This window comes from Burkholderia mycopellens (genome assembly GCF_964265025.1).
In the GTDB taxonomy this organism is placed as follows: Bacteria; Pseudomonadota; Gammaproteobacteria; order Burkholderiales; family Burkholderiaceae; genus Burkholderia.
Window position 1 is genome coordinate 1018966 of the sequence record NZ_OZ183803.1, and the last position, 15752, is coordinate 1034717.

General features: G+C 65.2%; 13 protein-coding genes. 5 read left to right on the top strand and 8 right to left on the bottom strand.

All coding sequences use genetic code 11. The features are described 5' to 3' along the window. Window positions 1–8: 8 nt before the first annotated feature. On the bottom strand, window positions 9–620 hold the full coding sequence (locus ACPTTC_RS22890) for a LysE family translocator (protein ID WP_423394030.1): 612 nt from the start codon (window positions 618–620) through the stop codon (window positions 9–11). An 87-nt stretch (window positions 621–707) separates the two neighbouring features. Between ACPTTC_RS22890 and ACPTTC_RS22895 the strand changes: the two genes are divergently transcribed. Beyond that, entirely contained in the window at window positions 708–1235 is a 528-nt protein-coding gene (locus ACPTTC_RS22895) for a GNAT family N-acetyltransferase (RefSeq protein ID WP_423394031.1), read from the top strand. Between the two features lie 45 nt (window positions 1236–1280). Here ACPTTC_RS22895 and ACPTTC_RS22900 read toward each other — a convergent pair whose 3' ends face one another. After that, window positions 1281–2318, bottom strand: coding sequence for a LysR family transcriptional regulator (locus tag ACPTTC_RS22900; RefSeq protein WP_423394032.1), 1038 nt, complete (start codon window positions 2316–2318; stop codon window positions 1281–1283). On the opposite strand from ACPTTC_RS22900, the gene ACPTTC_RS22905 reads away from it, so the two are divergent. Genes ACPTTC_RS22905 through ACPTTC_RS22915 form a run of 3 tightly spaced genes read left to right on the top strand, consistent with a single transcriptional unit; the run spans window position 2317 to window position 6044 of the window. Then, entirely contained in the window at window positions 2317–3504 is a 1188-nt protein-coding gene (locus ACPTTC_RS22905; RefSeq protein ID WP_423394033.1) for a M20 aminoacylase family protein, read from the top strand. The two genes, ACPTTC_RS22900 and ACPTTC_RS22905, sit on opposite strands and share 2 nt — an antisense overlap. Window positions 3505–3564: 60 nt before the next feature. Continuing rightward, window positions 3565–4737 (top strand): porin, encoded by a 1173-nt coding sequence (locus ACPTTC_RS22910; RefSeq protein ID WP_423394034.1) that lies wholly within the window; start codon window positions 3565–3567, stop codon window positions 4735–4737. A gap of 14 nt (window positions 4738–4751) precedes the next feature. After that, a complete protein-coding gene (locus ACPTTC_RS22915) occupies window positions 4752–6044 on the top strand; it encodes an MFS transporter (RefSeq protein WP_423394035.1) in 1293 nt (430 codons plus the stop codon). Window positions 6045–6141: 97 nt separating this feature from the next. Here the strand turns inward: ACPTTC_RS22915 and ACPTTC_RS22920 are convergent, their stop codons facing one another. Beyond that, window positions 6142–7203 carry an alkene reductase gene (locus ACPTTC_RS22920; protein WP_423394036.1) on the bottom strand — a complete coding sequence of 354 codons (1062 nt, stop codon included), beginning with the start codon at window positions 7201–7203 and terminating at the stop codon, window positions 6142–6144. Between the two features lie 82 nt (window positions 7204–7285). After that, window positions 7286–7594 (bottom strand): ArsR/SmtB family transcription factor, encoded by a 309-nt coding sequence (locus ACPTTC_RS22925; RefSeq protein ID WP_175968728.1) that lies wholly within the window; start codon window positions 7592–7594, stop codon window positions 7286–7288. Between the two features lie 723 nt (window positions 7595–8317). On the opposite strand from ACPTTC_RS22925, the gene ACPTTC_RS22930 reads away from it, so the two are divergent. Continuing rightward, window positions 8318–9337: an IS110 family transposase gene (locus ACPTTC_RS22930; RefSeq protein WP_423394037.1), complete on the top strand. Its 1020-nt coding sequence runs from the start codon at window positions 8318–8320 to the stop codon at window positions 9335–9337. A gap of 481 nt (window positions 9338–9818) precedes the next feature. Here the strand turns inward: ACPTTC_RS22930 and ACPTTC_RS22935 are convergent, their stop codons facing one another. From ACPTTC_RS22935 to ACPTTC_RS22950, 4 genes are all read right to left on the bottom strand, one after another. Continuing rightward, window positions 9819–10421, bottom strand: coding sequence for a hypothetical protein (locus tag ACPTTC_RS22935; protein WP_423394038.1), 603 nt, complete (start codon window positions 10419–10421; stop codon window positions 9819–9821). 207 nt (window positions 10422–10628) lie between these two features. After that, window positions 10629–12539 (bottom strand): hypothetical protein, encoded by a 1911-nt coding sequence (locus tag ACPTTC_RS22940; RefSeq protein WP_423394039.1) that lies wholly within the window; start codon window positions 12537–12539, stop codon window positions 10629–10631. Continuing rightward, on the bottom strand, window positions 12532–13572 hold the full coding sequence (locus ACPTTC_RS22945) for an ATP-binding protein (RefSeq protein ID WP_423392066.1): 1041 nt from the start codon (window positions 13570–13572) through the stop codon (window positions 12532–12534). The genes ACPTTC_RS22940 and ACPTTC_RS22945 overlap by 8 nt, the downstream gene beginning before the upstream one ends. After that, window positions 13566–15572, bottom strand: a complete 2007-nt coding sequence (locus ACPTTC_RS22950) for a hypothetical protein (RefSeq protein WP_423394040.1) — start codon at window positions 15570–15572, stop codon at window positions 13566–13568. The genes ACPTTC_RS22945 and ACPTTC_RS22950 overlap by 7 nt, the downstream gene beginning before the upstream one ends. Window positions 15573–15752: the final 180 nt, after the last annotated feature.

The following is a 15752-nucleotide window of genomic DNA, read 5'->3' on the forward strand; positions in this document are numbered from 1 at the left end:
GGCGCCGTTCAGCGTGTCGCGATCGCTACCGCCGCACCAGCCATCGCGGTCGCGCTCGTGCGGTTGGCAATCCGCTTGGCGCGCGCCGACGTCAGGAACGCCCGTGCGCGTGACGCAAGCAGCGACCAGAAGCAGTCGGCGAGGATCAGGACCGCGAGCATCGTGCCGACCAGTTCGGCCCACGCGGTCACACCGACGTGCGTGAGATCGACGAGGGTCGGCAGCAGCGCGAGATAGAACACTGCGATCTTCGGATTGCCGAGCGTGACGGCCATGCCCGCGACGAACATGCGCCACGGCGACTGGCCGCGCGGCAACGCGTCGGCGTCCGTTTTCGTCGGCGCGGCCCACATCTTCCACGCGAGGAACAGCAGATACGCGACGCCGAGCAGCTTCAGCACGATCAGCCCCGTCTCGAACGTGCGTACGAACGCGGACAGCCCCGCGACCGCGAGTGTGAGCCACAGCGCCTCGCCGAGCCACATCGCGGCGAGGAACGGCAGCACGTCCCGCACGCCGTTCGTGAGCACGCGTGCGACCAGCGCGGCGACGCTCGGGCCGGGCGTGCCGGCGGTGACGAGCAGGGTGATGGCGAAGACGGCGAGCGCGGACAACGTCATGACGAACCTCGTGGGTGGGGCGTTCGAAACGTATGAGGTTTCGATTATAGTGACGGCCGTTCCAGACTGTCTGCCTGAATTGCCGTCATGACTGCATCGATCCTGATCCGTCCCGCCACGCGGGAAGACGCGGCCGCGATGGCCGCCGTGGAAGTCGCCGCCGCGCAGCGGTTCCGCGACATCGGCATGACCCACATCGCCGACGGCGAGCCGACCGATGCGGCTGCCGTGCTCGGTCGTATCGACGACGGTCGCGCGTATGTCGCGGTCGATCCGCAGGGCACGTGTGTCGGATTTGCGTTTTACCGGCTGCTCGATGCGCAGCGGCTTTATCTGGAAGAACTGGATGTCGCGCCGTCGCATGCGGGACAGCGGATCGGCGCGCGCCTGATCGAACAGGTGACGGCGCGCGCGGCGCGGGAGGGCATCGCTCAGCTCGTGCTGTCGACGTTTCGCGATGCGCCGTGGAATGCGCCGTACTACGCGCGCCTGGGTTTCGAGGTGCTCGACGACGCGATGCTCGACGACATGCTGCGTACCATTCGCGCGTATCACGTGTCACTCGGGCTCGACGAGACACAGCGCGTATTCATGCGGTTGCGCGTTCCGGGCTGACGCAGGCCCGGCGAATCACGGTGCCGGCCGCAGCCCGGTCCGGCGTCAGCGCAATGTCGTGCTCCCGGTAAGCGGCAGCGATGCGAATGCGGCTTCCACGTGTGCAAGAAAGTCGGCCGCGGGCCGCGTCAGTTGCAGCCCCGGCGGCGTGAGCCGGTACAACTGCAGCGGTGGCGGCGACATCGGTAACGGCAGCGGCGTCAGCTTCTGGCCGAACACGGTTTCCGCGAGCGAGAGCCGGGTCCACGAGAAAATCGCATCGTTGGTCATCATCAGGCTGTAGAACAGCGCATACGACGTGCAGCGCGTGATGCAGCGCGGTGGGGGCAGGCCCGCGTGCGCATGCAGGTCACGGATATACGCGGGGAAGTTGTCGCTCGCATCGGCGTGGATCCATTCCGCATCGCGCAGCGCGTCGAGCGATGTCGCGCCCGCAAAGCGTCCGTTCTCACGGGTGACGAACGCGGTGTCGAACGTGCGGATCGCCTTGATGTCGACCGACTCGGCAATGGGGCCCGTGACGGCGACGAAGGCGAGATCGAGCGTGCGATTGCGCAACTGTTCCGAGAGCAGGTTGAACGTCAGTTCACGCAGTTCGCACTCGACGTTCGGCCAGCGGCGGCGGAACGCGGCGTAGGCCTCGGCAAAGCCCGTCACCGCGACGATCGGTGTGAAGCCGATCACGAGCCGCCCATCTCGCAGCCCCTTCATGTGCGCCATGTCCTCGCTCGCCCGTTCGAGCTCGCGCACGACAGCCTGCGCGCGCCCCAGCAGCGCGTCGCCTTCCGGTGTCGGCACGACGCCCCACGGCTTGCGCTCGAGGAGCGGTAGGCCGAACTCGTTCTCCAGTTCCTGGATCGCCTTGCTGATGGCCGGCTGCGTGACGTGCAGGGTCCGGGCCGCGGCCTTGATGCTGCCGGCCGTCGTGACTGCGACGAGCGCGCGCAATTGATGAATTTTCATGATGCGGAAGATATTACCAAAAGTTATCTGCATCAAAATTCGTGAGTTTTTTGACCCGAAACGCGTCTCTATGCTTGGTCGGGACGGTCGCGAGGCGGCCGATTCCACGGAGCCATTCATGACGCAGAACCTTGCTCACGTACTCGCGGCGATTCGCGAGTCGGAGTCCCGATTCGTGGCGATCCGCCGCGACATCCACGCCCATCCGGAACTCGGTTTCGCCGAGACCCGCACCGCGCAGCTCGTCGCCGAACAGCTGGCCGCATGGGGGTACGACGTCACGACGGGCGTGGGCGGCACGGGTGTCGTCGGCCAATTGCGTCGCGGCGCGGCGGCGCGCACGCTCGGCCTGCGCGCCGACATGGACGCGCTGCCGATCGAGGAGGCGACGGGGCTGCCGTACGCGAGCACGGTTGCGCACACGATGCACGCGTGCGGACACGACGGCCATACGGCGATCTTGCTGGCCGCCGCGCACTATCTCGCCGAACAGGGCCGATTCGACGGCACGCTCAACGTGATTTTCCAGCCGGCCGAGGAAGGGCTCGGTGGCGCAAAGCGGATGATCGACGATGGCCTGTTCGAACGTTTCCCGTGTGAACGCGTGTATGCGCTGCACAACGCGCCGGGCGTGCCGGTCGGCCATTTCGCGTTGCGCTACGGGCCGATGATGGCCTCGTCCGATTCGGTGACGATCACCTTGACGGGCAAGGGCGGGCACGGTGCGATGCCGCAGTTCGCAAGCGACCCGATCGTCGCGGGCGCGCAAATCGTGACCGCGCTGCAATCGATCGTCTCCCGCAACGTCGATCCGCTGAAACCGGCCGTCGTGACCGTCGGCACGTTCCATGCGGGCACCGCGCCGAACGTGATTCCGGAAACCGCAACGCTGCAGTTGTCCGTGCGTGCGCTCGATGCGGCCACGCGCGACGAAATCGAGGCGCGCATCCGCCGGATCGTCGACGCGCACGCGCAGGCTTACGGGATGACCGCGCAGATCGAATACCAATCGATCTCGCGTGTCGTGGACAACGACCGCGCGGCATCGGATCTCGCGGTCGAGACGATCGCGGCGCTGGCCGGCGAAGGCGCGCTCACGCTGTTACCCGACGGCGTGATGGGCAGCGAGGATTTCTCGTGGATGACCGAATGCGTACCGGGCTGCTACGTGCTGATCGGTAACGGCGTCGATTCGCGGGGCGGGTGTTCGGTGCACAACCCGGGTTACGACTTCAACGACTCCGCGCTGAGCTGGGGGGCGGCCTATTTCGCCGGTATCGCCGAACGCTTCCTGAAGGCAGGCTGACCACGGCGCAGAGAAGAAGCGCTGGCCGGACATGAATTGAATTGACGATAAGGATCACGAATGAAAAAGCGATTTGCACTTGGTGCGGCCTGTCTCGCGCTCGGCGCCGGCAACGCGCGCGCCGTGCCCTATCAGGACGTGTTGCTGGCGGCAGTGCCCGAGTACAACGGACGACTGACGGAGGGCGTCGCGCTGTACGGCTCGGTCGACATGGGGATCAACTACCAGACGGTCGGTGGCCGTTCGCTGTGGCAGACGCAGAGCGGCGGCGAGTGGACCTCCAAATTCGGCTTCTTCGGCCGCGAGAACCTCGGTGGCGGCTGGCGCGCCGAGTTCAACCTCGAAAGCGGCTTTCTCGCGAACAACGGCGCGCAGCAGGACAATCAGTCGACCTACAACCGGCAGTCGTGGGTCGGCCTGTCGTCGGACAGCTACGGGCGGCTGCGTCTCGGCAAGCAGATCGGCACGGGGCTGCCGCTGTTCATCGACGTATTCGGCACGGTGGGCACGAACTCGGTCTATACGTGGCTGGGCGCGGCAGCCGTGCAGACGAGTCGCGGCGTCGGCTACAACTCGGACCTCGGGCCAGGGGCGACGCAATTGCCGGCGCGCGTCGACAACGCCATCACGTACCGTACGCCGATCGTTGCGGGCACCACGTCGCTGATGCTGATGTATGCGCCGAGCAACGTTGCCGGGCGCGCGCCCGCGGCGTCCGCGCAGGGCGCGCTGCTGCAGTGGTACAACGGCACGACCTATCTGGCCGCGAGCTACAACCAGGTGTGGGGCGTCAACGGGGCGAGCACGGTGCGCAACGACCTGTACGGGCTCGGCGCCGTCTACGACACGGGGCGGATCGTGCTGTCCGCATCGTTCAACCAGTACGCGCCGAAGCTGGCCGGCGACGGCATCGCGCGCGTCTACACGGTCGGCGCGATCGTGCCGTTCGGTGTCAATGCGATTCGCGCGTCGGTCGTCTATCGCGACACGTCGGGCGTACGCGACGCGGCCGGCCAGCCGGCCAAGGACTCGGCGCTCGGCGCGATGCTCGGCTACGACTACCTGCTGTCGAAACGCACGGGCCTCTATGCGCGTGCCGGGTTCATCCGCAACTACGGCATCTCGACCGTGCTGCTGAACGGCAACCCGCTGCCGACCGAGCCGGGCGGCACCGCACCACGCACCGGGACGACCCCCGTGACGCTGTCGCTCGGCATGTACCACAACTTCTGAGCGGGGATTTTCCGATGCATACCCTGAATCGCACGGCCGCCGCACCGGTCGATGCCGCGCCGCGCGTGACGCGCCGTACGGTCGTTGCGGCCGCACTCGGCAACGGACTCGAGTTCTTCGACTTCACCGTCTACAGTTTTTTTGCCGCCCTGATCGGCAAGCTGTTCTTTCCCGCGTCGAGCGACGTCGGCGCGCTGATGCTGTCGCTGGCGACGTTCGGCGTCGGGTTCGTCGCGCGGCCGCTCGGCAGCGTCGCGATCGGCGCCTATGCGGACCGTGCCGGGCGCAAGCCTGCACTCGTGCTGACGGTCGCGTTGATGGCGCTCGGCACCGGAATCATCGGCTTCGCGCCGACCTATGCGCAGATCGGCATCGCAGCGCCGCTATTGATCGTCATCGGGCGCTTGCTGCAGGGCTTTTCGGCGGGGGGCGAAGTCGGCGCCGCGACGACCCTGCTGATGGAGTCGGGCGACACCGGCCGGCGCGGCGAGCGGGTGAGCTGGCAGATGGCGAGCCAGGGCGGCGCGACGCTCGTCGGCGCGTTCGTCGCGCTGACGCTGTCGCGCGCGCTGCCGCCCGAAGCGCTGCACGCGTGGGGGTGGCGCGTACCGTTCGTGCTCTGTCTGCTGATCGGCCCGGTCGGCTTCTATCTGCGGCGTCACCTCGACGATACGCTGCCGCACGCGGCGGCCGGCGCACCGCGCGAGCGTTCGCGTGTTCCGTGGCGGCAGGTCGTGGCCGGCACGCTGCTCGTGATCGGCGGCACGTCGACCACCTATACGATCGTGTTTTTCCTGCCATCGTTCCTGACGCTGACCGTCGGCATGCCGGCGTCGGTGTCGTTGCTGTCGGGTTGCGCGGCGGGCGCCGTGCTGCTGATCGGTTCGCCGCTCGCGGGACGGCTCGCGGATCGCGTGCGGCGTCGCAAGCGGCTGGTGGGCGTGACGTGTGTCGCGTCGGCCGTGCTCGTACTGCCGGCGTTTTACGCGATGAGCCTGTGGCCGTCGGTGGTCACCGCGGTCGCGGTCGTGATCGTGCTGATCGGCTTGATGACGCTGTCGAGTCCCGCCGGCTTCGTGATGATTCTCGATGCATTTCGGCCCGAAGTGCGGGCGATGTCGCTCGGGATGATCTATGCGCTCGGCGTGACGATTTTCGGCGGGTTCGCACAACTGATCGTCGGTGCGATGTGGCGCGCGACCGGCAGCTTTTACGCGCCCGCGTGGTATGTGCTGGGATGCAGCGCGGCGAGCCTGGTCGGTCTGGCGTTGTTCGTGGACGCGCCCGCCGTGGACGGCAAGCGGTGAGCGGGAGGGGCGAACGTGTTGCATGCCCGCCCGGAAGTGTGCACGACGAACGGACGGGCGAGGCCGGTCCATTCGTCGTGCATGGCTTGCTGCGCGATCAGGCCGCGTCGCTCAGCGCCGGGTAATCGGTATAACCCGTTTCGCCTTCCGCGTAGAACGTTTCCGGCACCGGCGCGTTGAGCGGCGCACCGAGTTCGAGGCGGCGCGGCAGGTCGGGGTTCGCGATGAACAGCTTGCCCCATGCGATCGCGTCGGCGCTGCCGCTTGCAAGCGCGGCCTGTGCGGTGTCGAGCGTGAATTGCTCGTTCGCGATCAGCGGGCCGCCGAACGCTTCTTTCAGGCGCGGGCTCAGGTGGTCGCCCGAATACGACTCACGCGTGAAGATGAACGCGATCTTGCGGCGGCCGAGTTCGCGTGCGACATAGCCGAACGTGGCCGCCGGATCGGAATCGCCCATCGTGTGCGCGTCGCCGCGCGGTGCAAGGTGCACGCCGACGCGGCCGGCGCCCCACACGTCGATCGCGGCGTCGACCACTTCGAGCAGCAGGCGTGCGCGGTTCTCGACCGGGCCGCCGTACGCATCGGTGCGGCGATTGGTGCTGTCCTGCAGGAACTGGTCGAGCAGGTAGCCGTTCGCGCCATGGATCTCGACGCCGTCGAAGCCGGCGGCCTTCGCGTTCTCCGCACCCTTGCGGTACGCGGCGACGATGCCCGGGATTTCGTCGAGTTCGAGTGCGCGCGGCGTCACGTACGGGCGTTGCGGACGCACGAGGCTCACGTGGCCGCCCGCGGCGATCGCGCTCGGTGCGACCGGCAGGTCGCCGTTCAGGAACATCGGGTCGGAGATCCGGCCGACGTGCCAGAGCTGCAGCACGATGCGCCCACCGGCCGCATGCACGGCCTGCGTCACCTGTTTCCAGCCTTCGACCTGCTCGTCGGACCAGATGCCGGGGGTGTCCGCGTAGCCGACGCCCTGCGGCGTGACCGACGTTGCCTCGGTAATGATCAGGCCAGCCGTTGCGCGCTCGGCGTAGTAGCGGGCCATCAGTGCGTTCGGCACGCGCGTCGCACCGGCACGGGAGCGGGTGAGCGGCGCCATCACGATGCGGTTCGGCAGGGTCAGGTCGCCGAGGGTGACGGGATCGAACAGGGTGGGCATGGCAAATAACCTCTTCACGAAAGGCGGGCGCGCCGTCGCGTCATGCGCAACGCGGGCCCGCGTGGCCGATACGGCCGGTTGGCTAGAGATCGCGGCGCAAAGCGTCGTGAAATGCGTCGATGACGGCCTCGTTGCGCTGGAAGAACGCCCACTGGCCGATCCGCGTCGACGTCACGAGCCCCGCGCGCTGCAGCGTCGCGAGGTGCGCGGAAACGGTCGACTGCGACAGCCCGCAGCGCGCGTCGATCTGGCCCGCGCAGACGCCGTGTTCGTACGGCAGCGCCTGGTTCGGGAAATGCTCGCCCGGCGTTTTCAGCCAGTTGAGGATTTCCCGACGCACGGGGTTCGAGAGCGCTTTCAGGATCGCGTCGATGTCGATTTCGGTCGGCATGGGTGGAGCAGATGTTCCGGTCGGGCAGACGGGTATCGTCGATGGGCGAATCATATATCGGAATTCGACGATATGTTTGAAAGCACTGCTGGCTATGGGGTTGATAGCTGTCGACATACAAAAAAGATCGTACTTCGGAGAAGGGGGCGGAAATGTTCAAAAAAGACCGCACCTCGTATTTCACTATGTGACAAGTTGAGGTAACTGATTGATATCAATCTACTTTATTTCCTGCTGCGTTAGAGGGCTCGAGAGTCGGCAGGGGCGTGCAAAAGTTGCCCGTCGAGGAAATTGATTGGTATCGCTAAATTAATGTGCGCACTAGGTCGATGTGGCACGGGAAAGCGATATTCTTTCACAATGCTTTCTAATTGGGACGGAAATCCACTCAATGCGAGCCGGCTGAATGACCTGACGTTGGCGCTCTCCCCGCGGGTGACAGAAGACGAAGGGAGGAGCACGGACGAACGTGGTGCCGACTGCACGGGTGGCTCAACATGGGCCCTTTTGCGGGCGACGACAGACTTACAGGACCGCGTGACATCTCGTCGACGTTGTGGCGCTCAATCGCCAGAAATGAAGAGGAACATAGTAAATGATATGAACGCCTCCCACCCGTGATCGGTGGGAGCCGGCAGGAAGCCGGAGCCTCACGGACCGACGGCATCAGAGTGCCCAGATGGAAGACCATAGAGGTTTTCCTGGCAAACCGGAGGCTCCGACATGAAGCAGATGACAGTGGGTGCGGACATCGCAAAGAACGTGATGCAACTCCATTACATCGACGCAGAGACGGGCGAGATCGTGAACAAGCCGGTGAAGCGTGCTGTATTCCTCGAGCATTTCGCGAATTGGGCTCCCTGCCTGATTGGGATGGAAGCCTGTGGGGGCTCGCAGTACTGGGCCCGCAAGCTCACGGCGATGGGCCATGAGGTGAAGCTGATGCCGGGGAAATTCGTGAAGGCGTTCGTGATGGGCAACAAGAACGACGCGGTCGATGCGAAAGCGATCTGGCTTGCCGTGCAGCACGCAGAAAGGTCGGTCGCGGTGAAGACGGAAACGCAACAGGCGGTGCTGGGTCTGCACCGGATGCGCGAGCAACTGGTGAAGTTCCGCACGATGCAGATCAACGGCCTGCGCGGCCTGCTGACCGAGTACGGCGAAGTGATGGGCAAAGGCCGAGCCGCGCTGGACAAAGCGATACCGGGCGTACTGGAGCGACTGGTCGATCGTCTGCCGGCTATCCTGATCGACACGCTGCGCGAGCAGTGGAACGGGCTGGCGGAGCTGGATAAGCAGATTGCCGGCATCGAACGGCGCTTACAGATGTGGATGAGAGAGGACAAGGCATGTAAGGCGATCGCGGCGATACCGGGCGTAGGTCCCCTGACGGCGACAGCGGCCGTCGCGACGATGGGCGATGCGAAGACGTTTCGGTCCGGGCGTGAATTCGCAGCCTGGATCGGACTGGTGCCCAAGCAAACGGGCTCGGGCGGCAAAGTCCAGTTGCTGGGAATCAGCAAGCGCGGCGACACGTATCTGCGCAAGCTGCTGATTCACGGTGCCCGGGCAGTGCTGTGCCACACGAAGGAACCAGGTCCGTGGGCTGAAGGGATCAGGAAGCGGCGACCGCTGAATGTGGCGATCGTTGCGCAGGCGAACAGGATAGCCCGCACGATCTGGGCGATTCTGGCGCATGACAGGCCGTACGAAAAGGGCTACGTGAGTGTGAAACGGGTTTGATCGAACGGCGTTGCGTAGCAGGAGGATCAACTTTTACAGGGTGATACGTCGAAAGGTTGCGCTGGCAATCGTAAGTAATGACAAGACAGGTCGGACCGGGACCCGCCAAACCTGAATAGCCCGTCGAGCTTCTAGCTCGCTAAGTAAATGAGGTGCGGGTCAGCGGATTTCATGGTGGGCCGCAGCGTATCAGGCTGCAACAAGCCCGGATATAAAGCTGCAACCCATCCTGTCGTAGTCAGAGCACACGAAAACCCTTCGCAAACGGGAGGCGTTCATATAAAGGGCTATGTTACCCTTTATTTTCGGACGTCGTGCCAAGCGCGCGGATCGGTCGCCGCTCACACAACTAAAGTTGTGTCTAAATTTCAACTAATGTTGGCGCGAACGATCCATCTGACAAACGTACCGGACGGTCGAAGACAAATCCCGGTCATTCCGATCGGTGCCGTCGGCGAATAGCAAAGGCCGAGTAAGAAGATCAGTCGTGTTGAAAGCTTTGAAAGATGCGTTCAAACGTTGGCGTATAGGTTCGGTAGAGCAATTGCGCCTCATCCATTGTCAGACTCCCGGTGGCGCATTGAACATTCCATGCGTAGTGCGGCGTTTGGCTCAAGAACGTCTTGATCTTCACGTTCAGCGCCACGTTGCCGACCATAGTTCGGGTAGTCGTGACCGACCAATAGGACGCATCACCGCCCAGCTTGCCTTGCCCGAATTCCAGATCGAGCGCTGATACGCCGACAGTCTGCTGAATCCGGCGTTGCCAATCGTCACGCGTCATTGGGTGCTGGAGATACGCATCATCCAGTTGCCTTTGGGGGTAGCGGGCGAAGTTCGGAGGCAACGGAATGCGATTGACCTCACATGTCACGGATTGGGATTGCGATTGAAGATGAAGAGCATGAAACTGCACCACCGTCCGTCCATCGACCAAGTGTTTGGGATTGTCCGCGCGAATTGCCCAATCGTCTGGAACAAGAACGGACATGCCTACGGCATCGAAGTGCTGGACGGTCGCGGCAGTTGCTGTTGAACTTGTGACCACCGTTAAGATCGAAATCAACCTGCGCAATACCCTCATCGCTCCTCCCTGTCTATTTCCAGCGGTGTATAGCAGCCCGGTCCACATGGACGCTGCCATTCGTGCTTAGTGTCGGCGAAGTTGCCTGTTTGAAATGGCAACCATTGTCAGTCGAAACGTTACCAGTGACCATCGCTCAAGTTCGTCCGCACGAGCCATGTCTCCATTCTCGGAGTTTGAGCCTGAAATATAGCTATCGTGATGGTTTCATCGGCGCATGCGATTCCAGCCGCCCCGCTGGCGCCCCCATTCGACCCACGGCGAATCGCCGGGCGGCCCACCGCGTGAGGCTTGGGTGCGCTGGTGGTAGCGGGCGGCGTCCGCCAATACCGCGGCGTCCCGCCAAAACCCTTTCTGGTAGCGGATGACCGCCACGAAATACCGGTAGTCCGCGGTCAAGTGGGGATCCATGTGTTCGGGTTCGATCAGCGGGATTGGCCGGGAGACGGGCAAATCGACCTGGCAGACCCGCCGGTAATCGCGCGCGTAACGTCGCAGCGATGCGATGGCCGCGGCCGGCGTCCCGGCCAGCACCTGCAAGCGAGCCTGATCCCAGCGGGCGACGAATCGACCATCCCCGGCGCGATAGAGCCAGCACCACGGCCGACCTTCCTTCACGCCCAGCAGGCGCCGCCTTCGTAGGTCGTCGTCCGCAGGGGCGACCGCGTCGATCACATGCCAGCCGGCGTCCTCCGACCAGCTCAGGCAGGCACCACGGCAAGCTGCCCACATTGCCTCGAGCCGCGCCTGTCGACGAGCGGCGTATTGAATCCGACGGGTCGCCTTGTCGGCGCACTGCATCGGTGTCCAGTGCCTCGTCGCCGGCGCCGCAAAGTGCAAGCCGTCGGGCCGGACGCGCGCGAGCCAGATGCGCTCGCACCCCGTCGTATTCTCCGTGATCGTGTCCCATGCGGCGACGCCTGAACAGGCGGCCGCCGTCGCTCGGTCTTCGGCAGCCTGCCAAATGGTCGCCAGATTGACGCGCGCCGCATGCCCCTCCAGCCAAGCCCGCGCAGGGGCTGCCAAATGTTGTCCCCCACGCACGGGGCTGCCGGCCACCACGTGCGCGGTAAAGCGAGCCACCTCTCCGTACGGCGGCGGCCGGTCCGGCCAGCGACGTCGTTCGACCTCGGCCTCGATCGTGTGCGCCCAGACCATGTCGGCAAACGCCCGTCGCGCGCGCTCACATGCGCGTACCTGCTGGCCGACCACGAGCGGATCGCCGGAGCCAATGAAGCCGGCGACCCATCGATTGCCGCCGGGCGCCAGATGCCGGCGAACGTGACGCGCGAGCGCCCGGTACACCGTGGTGGTCGGCGAGGCTCGCCAGTACAACGACCGCTCCTCTTCCGGGTGCGGCGGCGCTGGAGTCGAGGCGCCGCCCGGACGTGTCCCGAGCTGAACCAGCACGACCGGGGTTGACGGTGCGACAGGGCGCAGGCACGCGGGATAGGTCACGCCAAGCGTGCGCGCGGTGGTGACCAGCCAGCGCACACTATCGGGATCTTGTCGTAGCAATGCATCGTCGAGCCGCCCCGGCCGGATCAATTTCGCAAGGGCTTCCAGCCAGACCGTCACGGGATCAAAGGCGTGCGTCCTCTCCGGCGCCAAGGTCGGCCGGCGGCACGTTTCACGCGTAAAGAAGTGCAGCCGCCCGCATCGGCAGGCGCCGGCGGTGCCGAAGTCGGCAATGGATCGCAGCGTCGTATGAAACGGTGCGCCGCAGTAGCACCGCCCAACCAGCGGTGAGCCATGAATGGGACATCTGTCGAGCAGGTCGACGGAAAACAGCGCGGAATGGTATCCCGCCGTCAGGCATGCCAAGCAGATGCGCGGTCGCGCCTGAACAAGTGCGGCGCGCAGCGGCGACGATAACGGACCAAGTGTTGCCCACCGAAAGGCCGCGGGCGACTCGCCGAGCTGATCGGCGAATGCGTGGAGGTCGAGGTTGCTGGCGTGATTATCCAGGAGGTGCACGGCCCTGGGTGAGGGCGTATGCGTCGATGGCAGATCGCGCGGGTGCAGTGCGTTGAGCGCGCAGGCACGCAGGACCGTGTGCCAAAGCGATGCGTAGGGCAGCACGCTGCCCGCATGCCAGGTCAGGCTGGGCTCAGGCATGAGGGCCCTCCTGGCGCGCGTGCGCGCCCCGCAACATTGCCGTGGCGGAGATGAGCGCCATCAGTTCCCGGTGGCCGCAGTCGCGGACGGTCGTGCCCCACGCGTCCGCGGTCGTCACGGCGTCAACGTCGGCGCCACCAGCAATGCGCAGCAGCACGTGGCGGCACGCCTGGGCGACGGTTTTCATCGGGAAGTCGATCGGCCCCGCGTAGCGCGGCGGCAGCGTATCAAGCATCGCCTGCATCAGCGCGGCAGCCTGGTGCTCCATTCGGAACCCGCCAGCCCATGGGCGTGGGGCCAAGCCTGCGGTGAATGACTTCCCCGAACCGGGCGGCCATTCGCTGCTGTCGTCGTACCCGCGCATCACATAGGCGAGTTCATCGGTCGTCCGAACGCAGTGAAATGGCTCGGCGGCCAACATGAAGCGCGCCGCGACATGAGCGCTCCCCGCGAGCGCGAGGCCGAACGGTTCGTCGAAGAACTGCAGCGACGCGATCGAAAACACGCACAGCCGAATTCGTTGCTTCTCAAGCAAGCTGTGCAATTCGACCAGCCACAACCACTCGCGCTGGCTCATGCCCTGCGCTTCGTCGATCACCAGCACCAGGAAGCGCCCGCCTCCTTGCGCGGCGAGTTCGATCCAGCGCTCGACCAGCATGGTTTGCCGTTCCAGCGGGCTGCGCCGTGCCTGAGCGAGCCTGTGGCCGCTCGCATCGAGCAGGTGCGCGTAAAAGCTGCCGACAGCCTGACTGCTGCCAGAATCCGTGTGGCTCCAGATCACCAACGGCAGGAAACCTCCATGGCGCTCGGACAGCAGCCGCTGCAGCCAGTGATCGACGGCACTCGACTTGCCGAAACGCGACGGCCCGAAAATGGTCGCGCCGTCGATCTGGTCGTCCAGCCAACTGCCGATGCGTTCGGCCATGTCGTGAATCGCGATCGTGAACAGCGAGTAGTCGCGCGTCACGACCGGATGATCGCGCGGCACGTGGGCCGCCACGAGCGGATCCCGGATTCCGGCGGGCGTTACCATTGCTGAGCTCGACGCATCGGAGGCAAAGGCACGCTGGTGCGCGCAGGCGCGGCGGATGCCACCTCAGCATTTGTCGCCGGTGTTTCCGGGCGCTTGGCCAGGCTGACCATCGACTGTGCGGCCACCCGCTCCGCATTCAGTTGCAGAATGCGCCGCGCCTCAAGATAGGCCGGGTGGACCGGCAATTTGCCACCGGGCGACGCCTCGCAATACTGGATCAGAGCTTCAACCGCGTCGCCGTGGGTCGCCAGATGCAGCAGCCGGCGCTTTTCAAGGGAACGGATCGCCGTGCGTACGTACAGCGAATGCGGCGACAGATGCCACGGAGGTGCAGCGCGGACCACGCCGAGAAACAGGCCCCGCTGTGTCGAGACCGTCGCAAAACGCGCATCGTCCTCGTTGTCGAGCTGCAGCCAGAAGGCCTGTCCGAGCAGGTCAGTGCGCAGGCACAGCCACTCGGCCGAATACCGCGCATTGGCGAAATGGAAATGCGGCCGGCGCCCTGTCTTGACCCCACCCAGCAACGTACACTGCTTGCGCACGCCAACTAGGCGACGCACTGCGTTCGGATCGGCCTGGCGAGGTGTCCACGTGCCGGTTTCCAATAACCATGCGAGCTGCTCGAGCGGGCTGCGATAGCCCAGTCCCGAGTGTGGCGTGGCGTTGTAGTTGGCAATCAGCGTGTCGAGCAACTCCTCCGCGTACTCGAGCTGGAACTGCGTCGCCACGGCCGCGGCGTTGGGATCGGCACCATGCCTGTCGCTCGGCGCGCTGCCGGTCGTCGTCGCGAGCCGGTGAAACCCACCGGCCGCCAGGCGCCCGAAGAACGACTCTACGAATGGCCGGTCGTCCTTGCTGCGCCGGCTGCTGTAGCTTGCAGCATCCTGCGGCTTGACGATTCTGGCGTCGACCACGTCGCGCAGCACGTTTTCGACGCGCGCGCAGATGTTGGCCAGCGCTCCGTCGACGCTGAATTCGTTCCAGCACGCGCCGGCGAGCTGCGGCAATACATGCGACGGCAGGCCGGCGCCCGGTACGTACGCGGCGTCGCTGAACTGCAGGTCGCCCGGAGTCCACTGCGTGAGGGCGCAGCGGACTGCGCGCAGCACGTCTTCGGCGGAGCACTCGCGTCGCAGGCTGAGGTGATAGCCGAGCACCGCGCGCGAGGCCACTTCGACCAGCACGATGACCCAGAGGCGGTGAATTATGCGCGGTTCAGCGCCGCCGTGCGGAGACGGTAGCATGACCACCATGCGGGCATCGAGCTTATGCGCATCGCATTCAACGCGCTCGAACGGGGCCAGCGGCGGCCGACGCGTGCCATCGCCGGCGCGCGCCTTGCGCGTCGCTTCTGGCCCGCCGGCCAGTTCGCGGGCCCGTGCCGGATGCTCCGCGAGGACGCGATCGATGTAGCGGGCCAGCGTCACGTATCCGCGCTTTTCGACGTTGAACGGCCATTCGCCGCGGCGCTCGAAGCCGCGTGCGCGCAGTTCGGCGAGAAACCAGCGAAAGATAGCCATGCGCGGCCGGCGCGACGCCTCAAGTGCAGGACGTTTGCCGAGAATGCGTTCGCGCAGCATGTCTTCGAATCCGCGCCCCGCGGGCGACTCGAACACCCATTGCAGGGCGCCAACGGCCCCGCCGCTCCAAGCGTTGAGGGCAAGCGGCGCCGTCCGTTCGTAGGCCTTCACGCGGGCATGCGGTAACAGGCCCCGCCAGCCATAGATATGTCCGTCGGGATGCGGCTTGAGGCAGCGCTCGGTCAGCAGTCGATAAGCCTGACCGCGGCCCATCCCGCATGCCGCTTTGATCTGAATGTCGGTTGCGCCCTCGAGGTAAAGGCGAATCGCGCGCTCGCGCCGCAGATATAGGGCAGTACGCTCAGCAGGCAATGCCAGCGGGTCGACCGCAGGCCAGCTTTCCAGATCGACGTCGCCCGGCAGCTCAGCTTCGCCGTCCTTTGCCGCAATGCTTGCCAGCAACCGTGAGCGCCGTGTCATCTCGCGCCTCCGCCATCGCGTCGACCATTACGACACAAGATTAGTTGAGATCGAGCATAGCGCCACAACTTGTTGACGATGGGCTCATAGGTCGAAAAGTTGTGAAACCAGTACCGGTTTTCGACTCCCTGAGCATAGTTGCCGTCTGTACAATTTCCGTCTCCGCAATTGCTCGAAGGG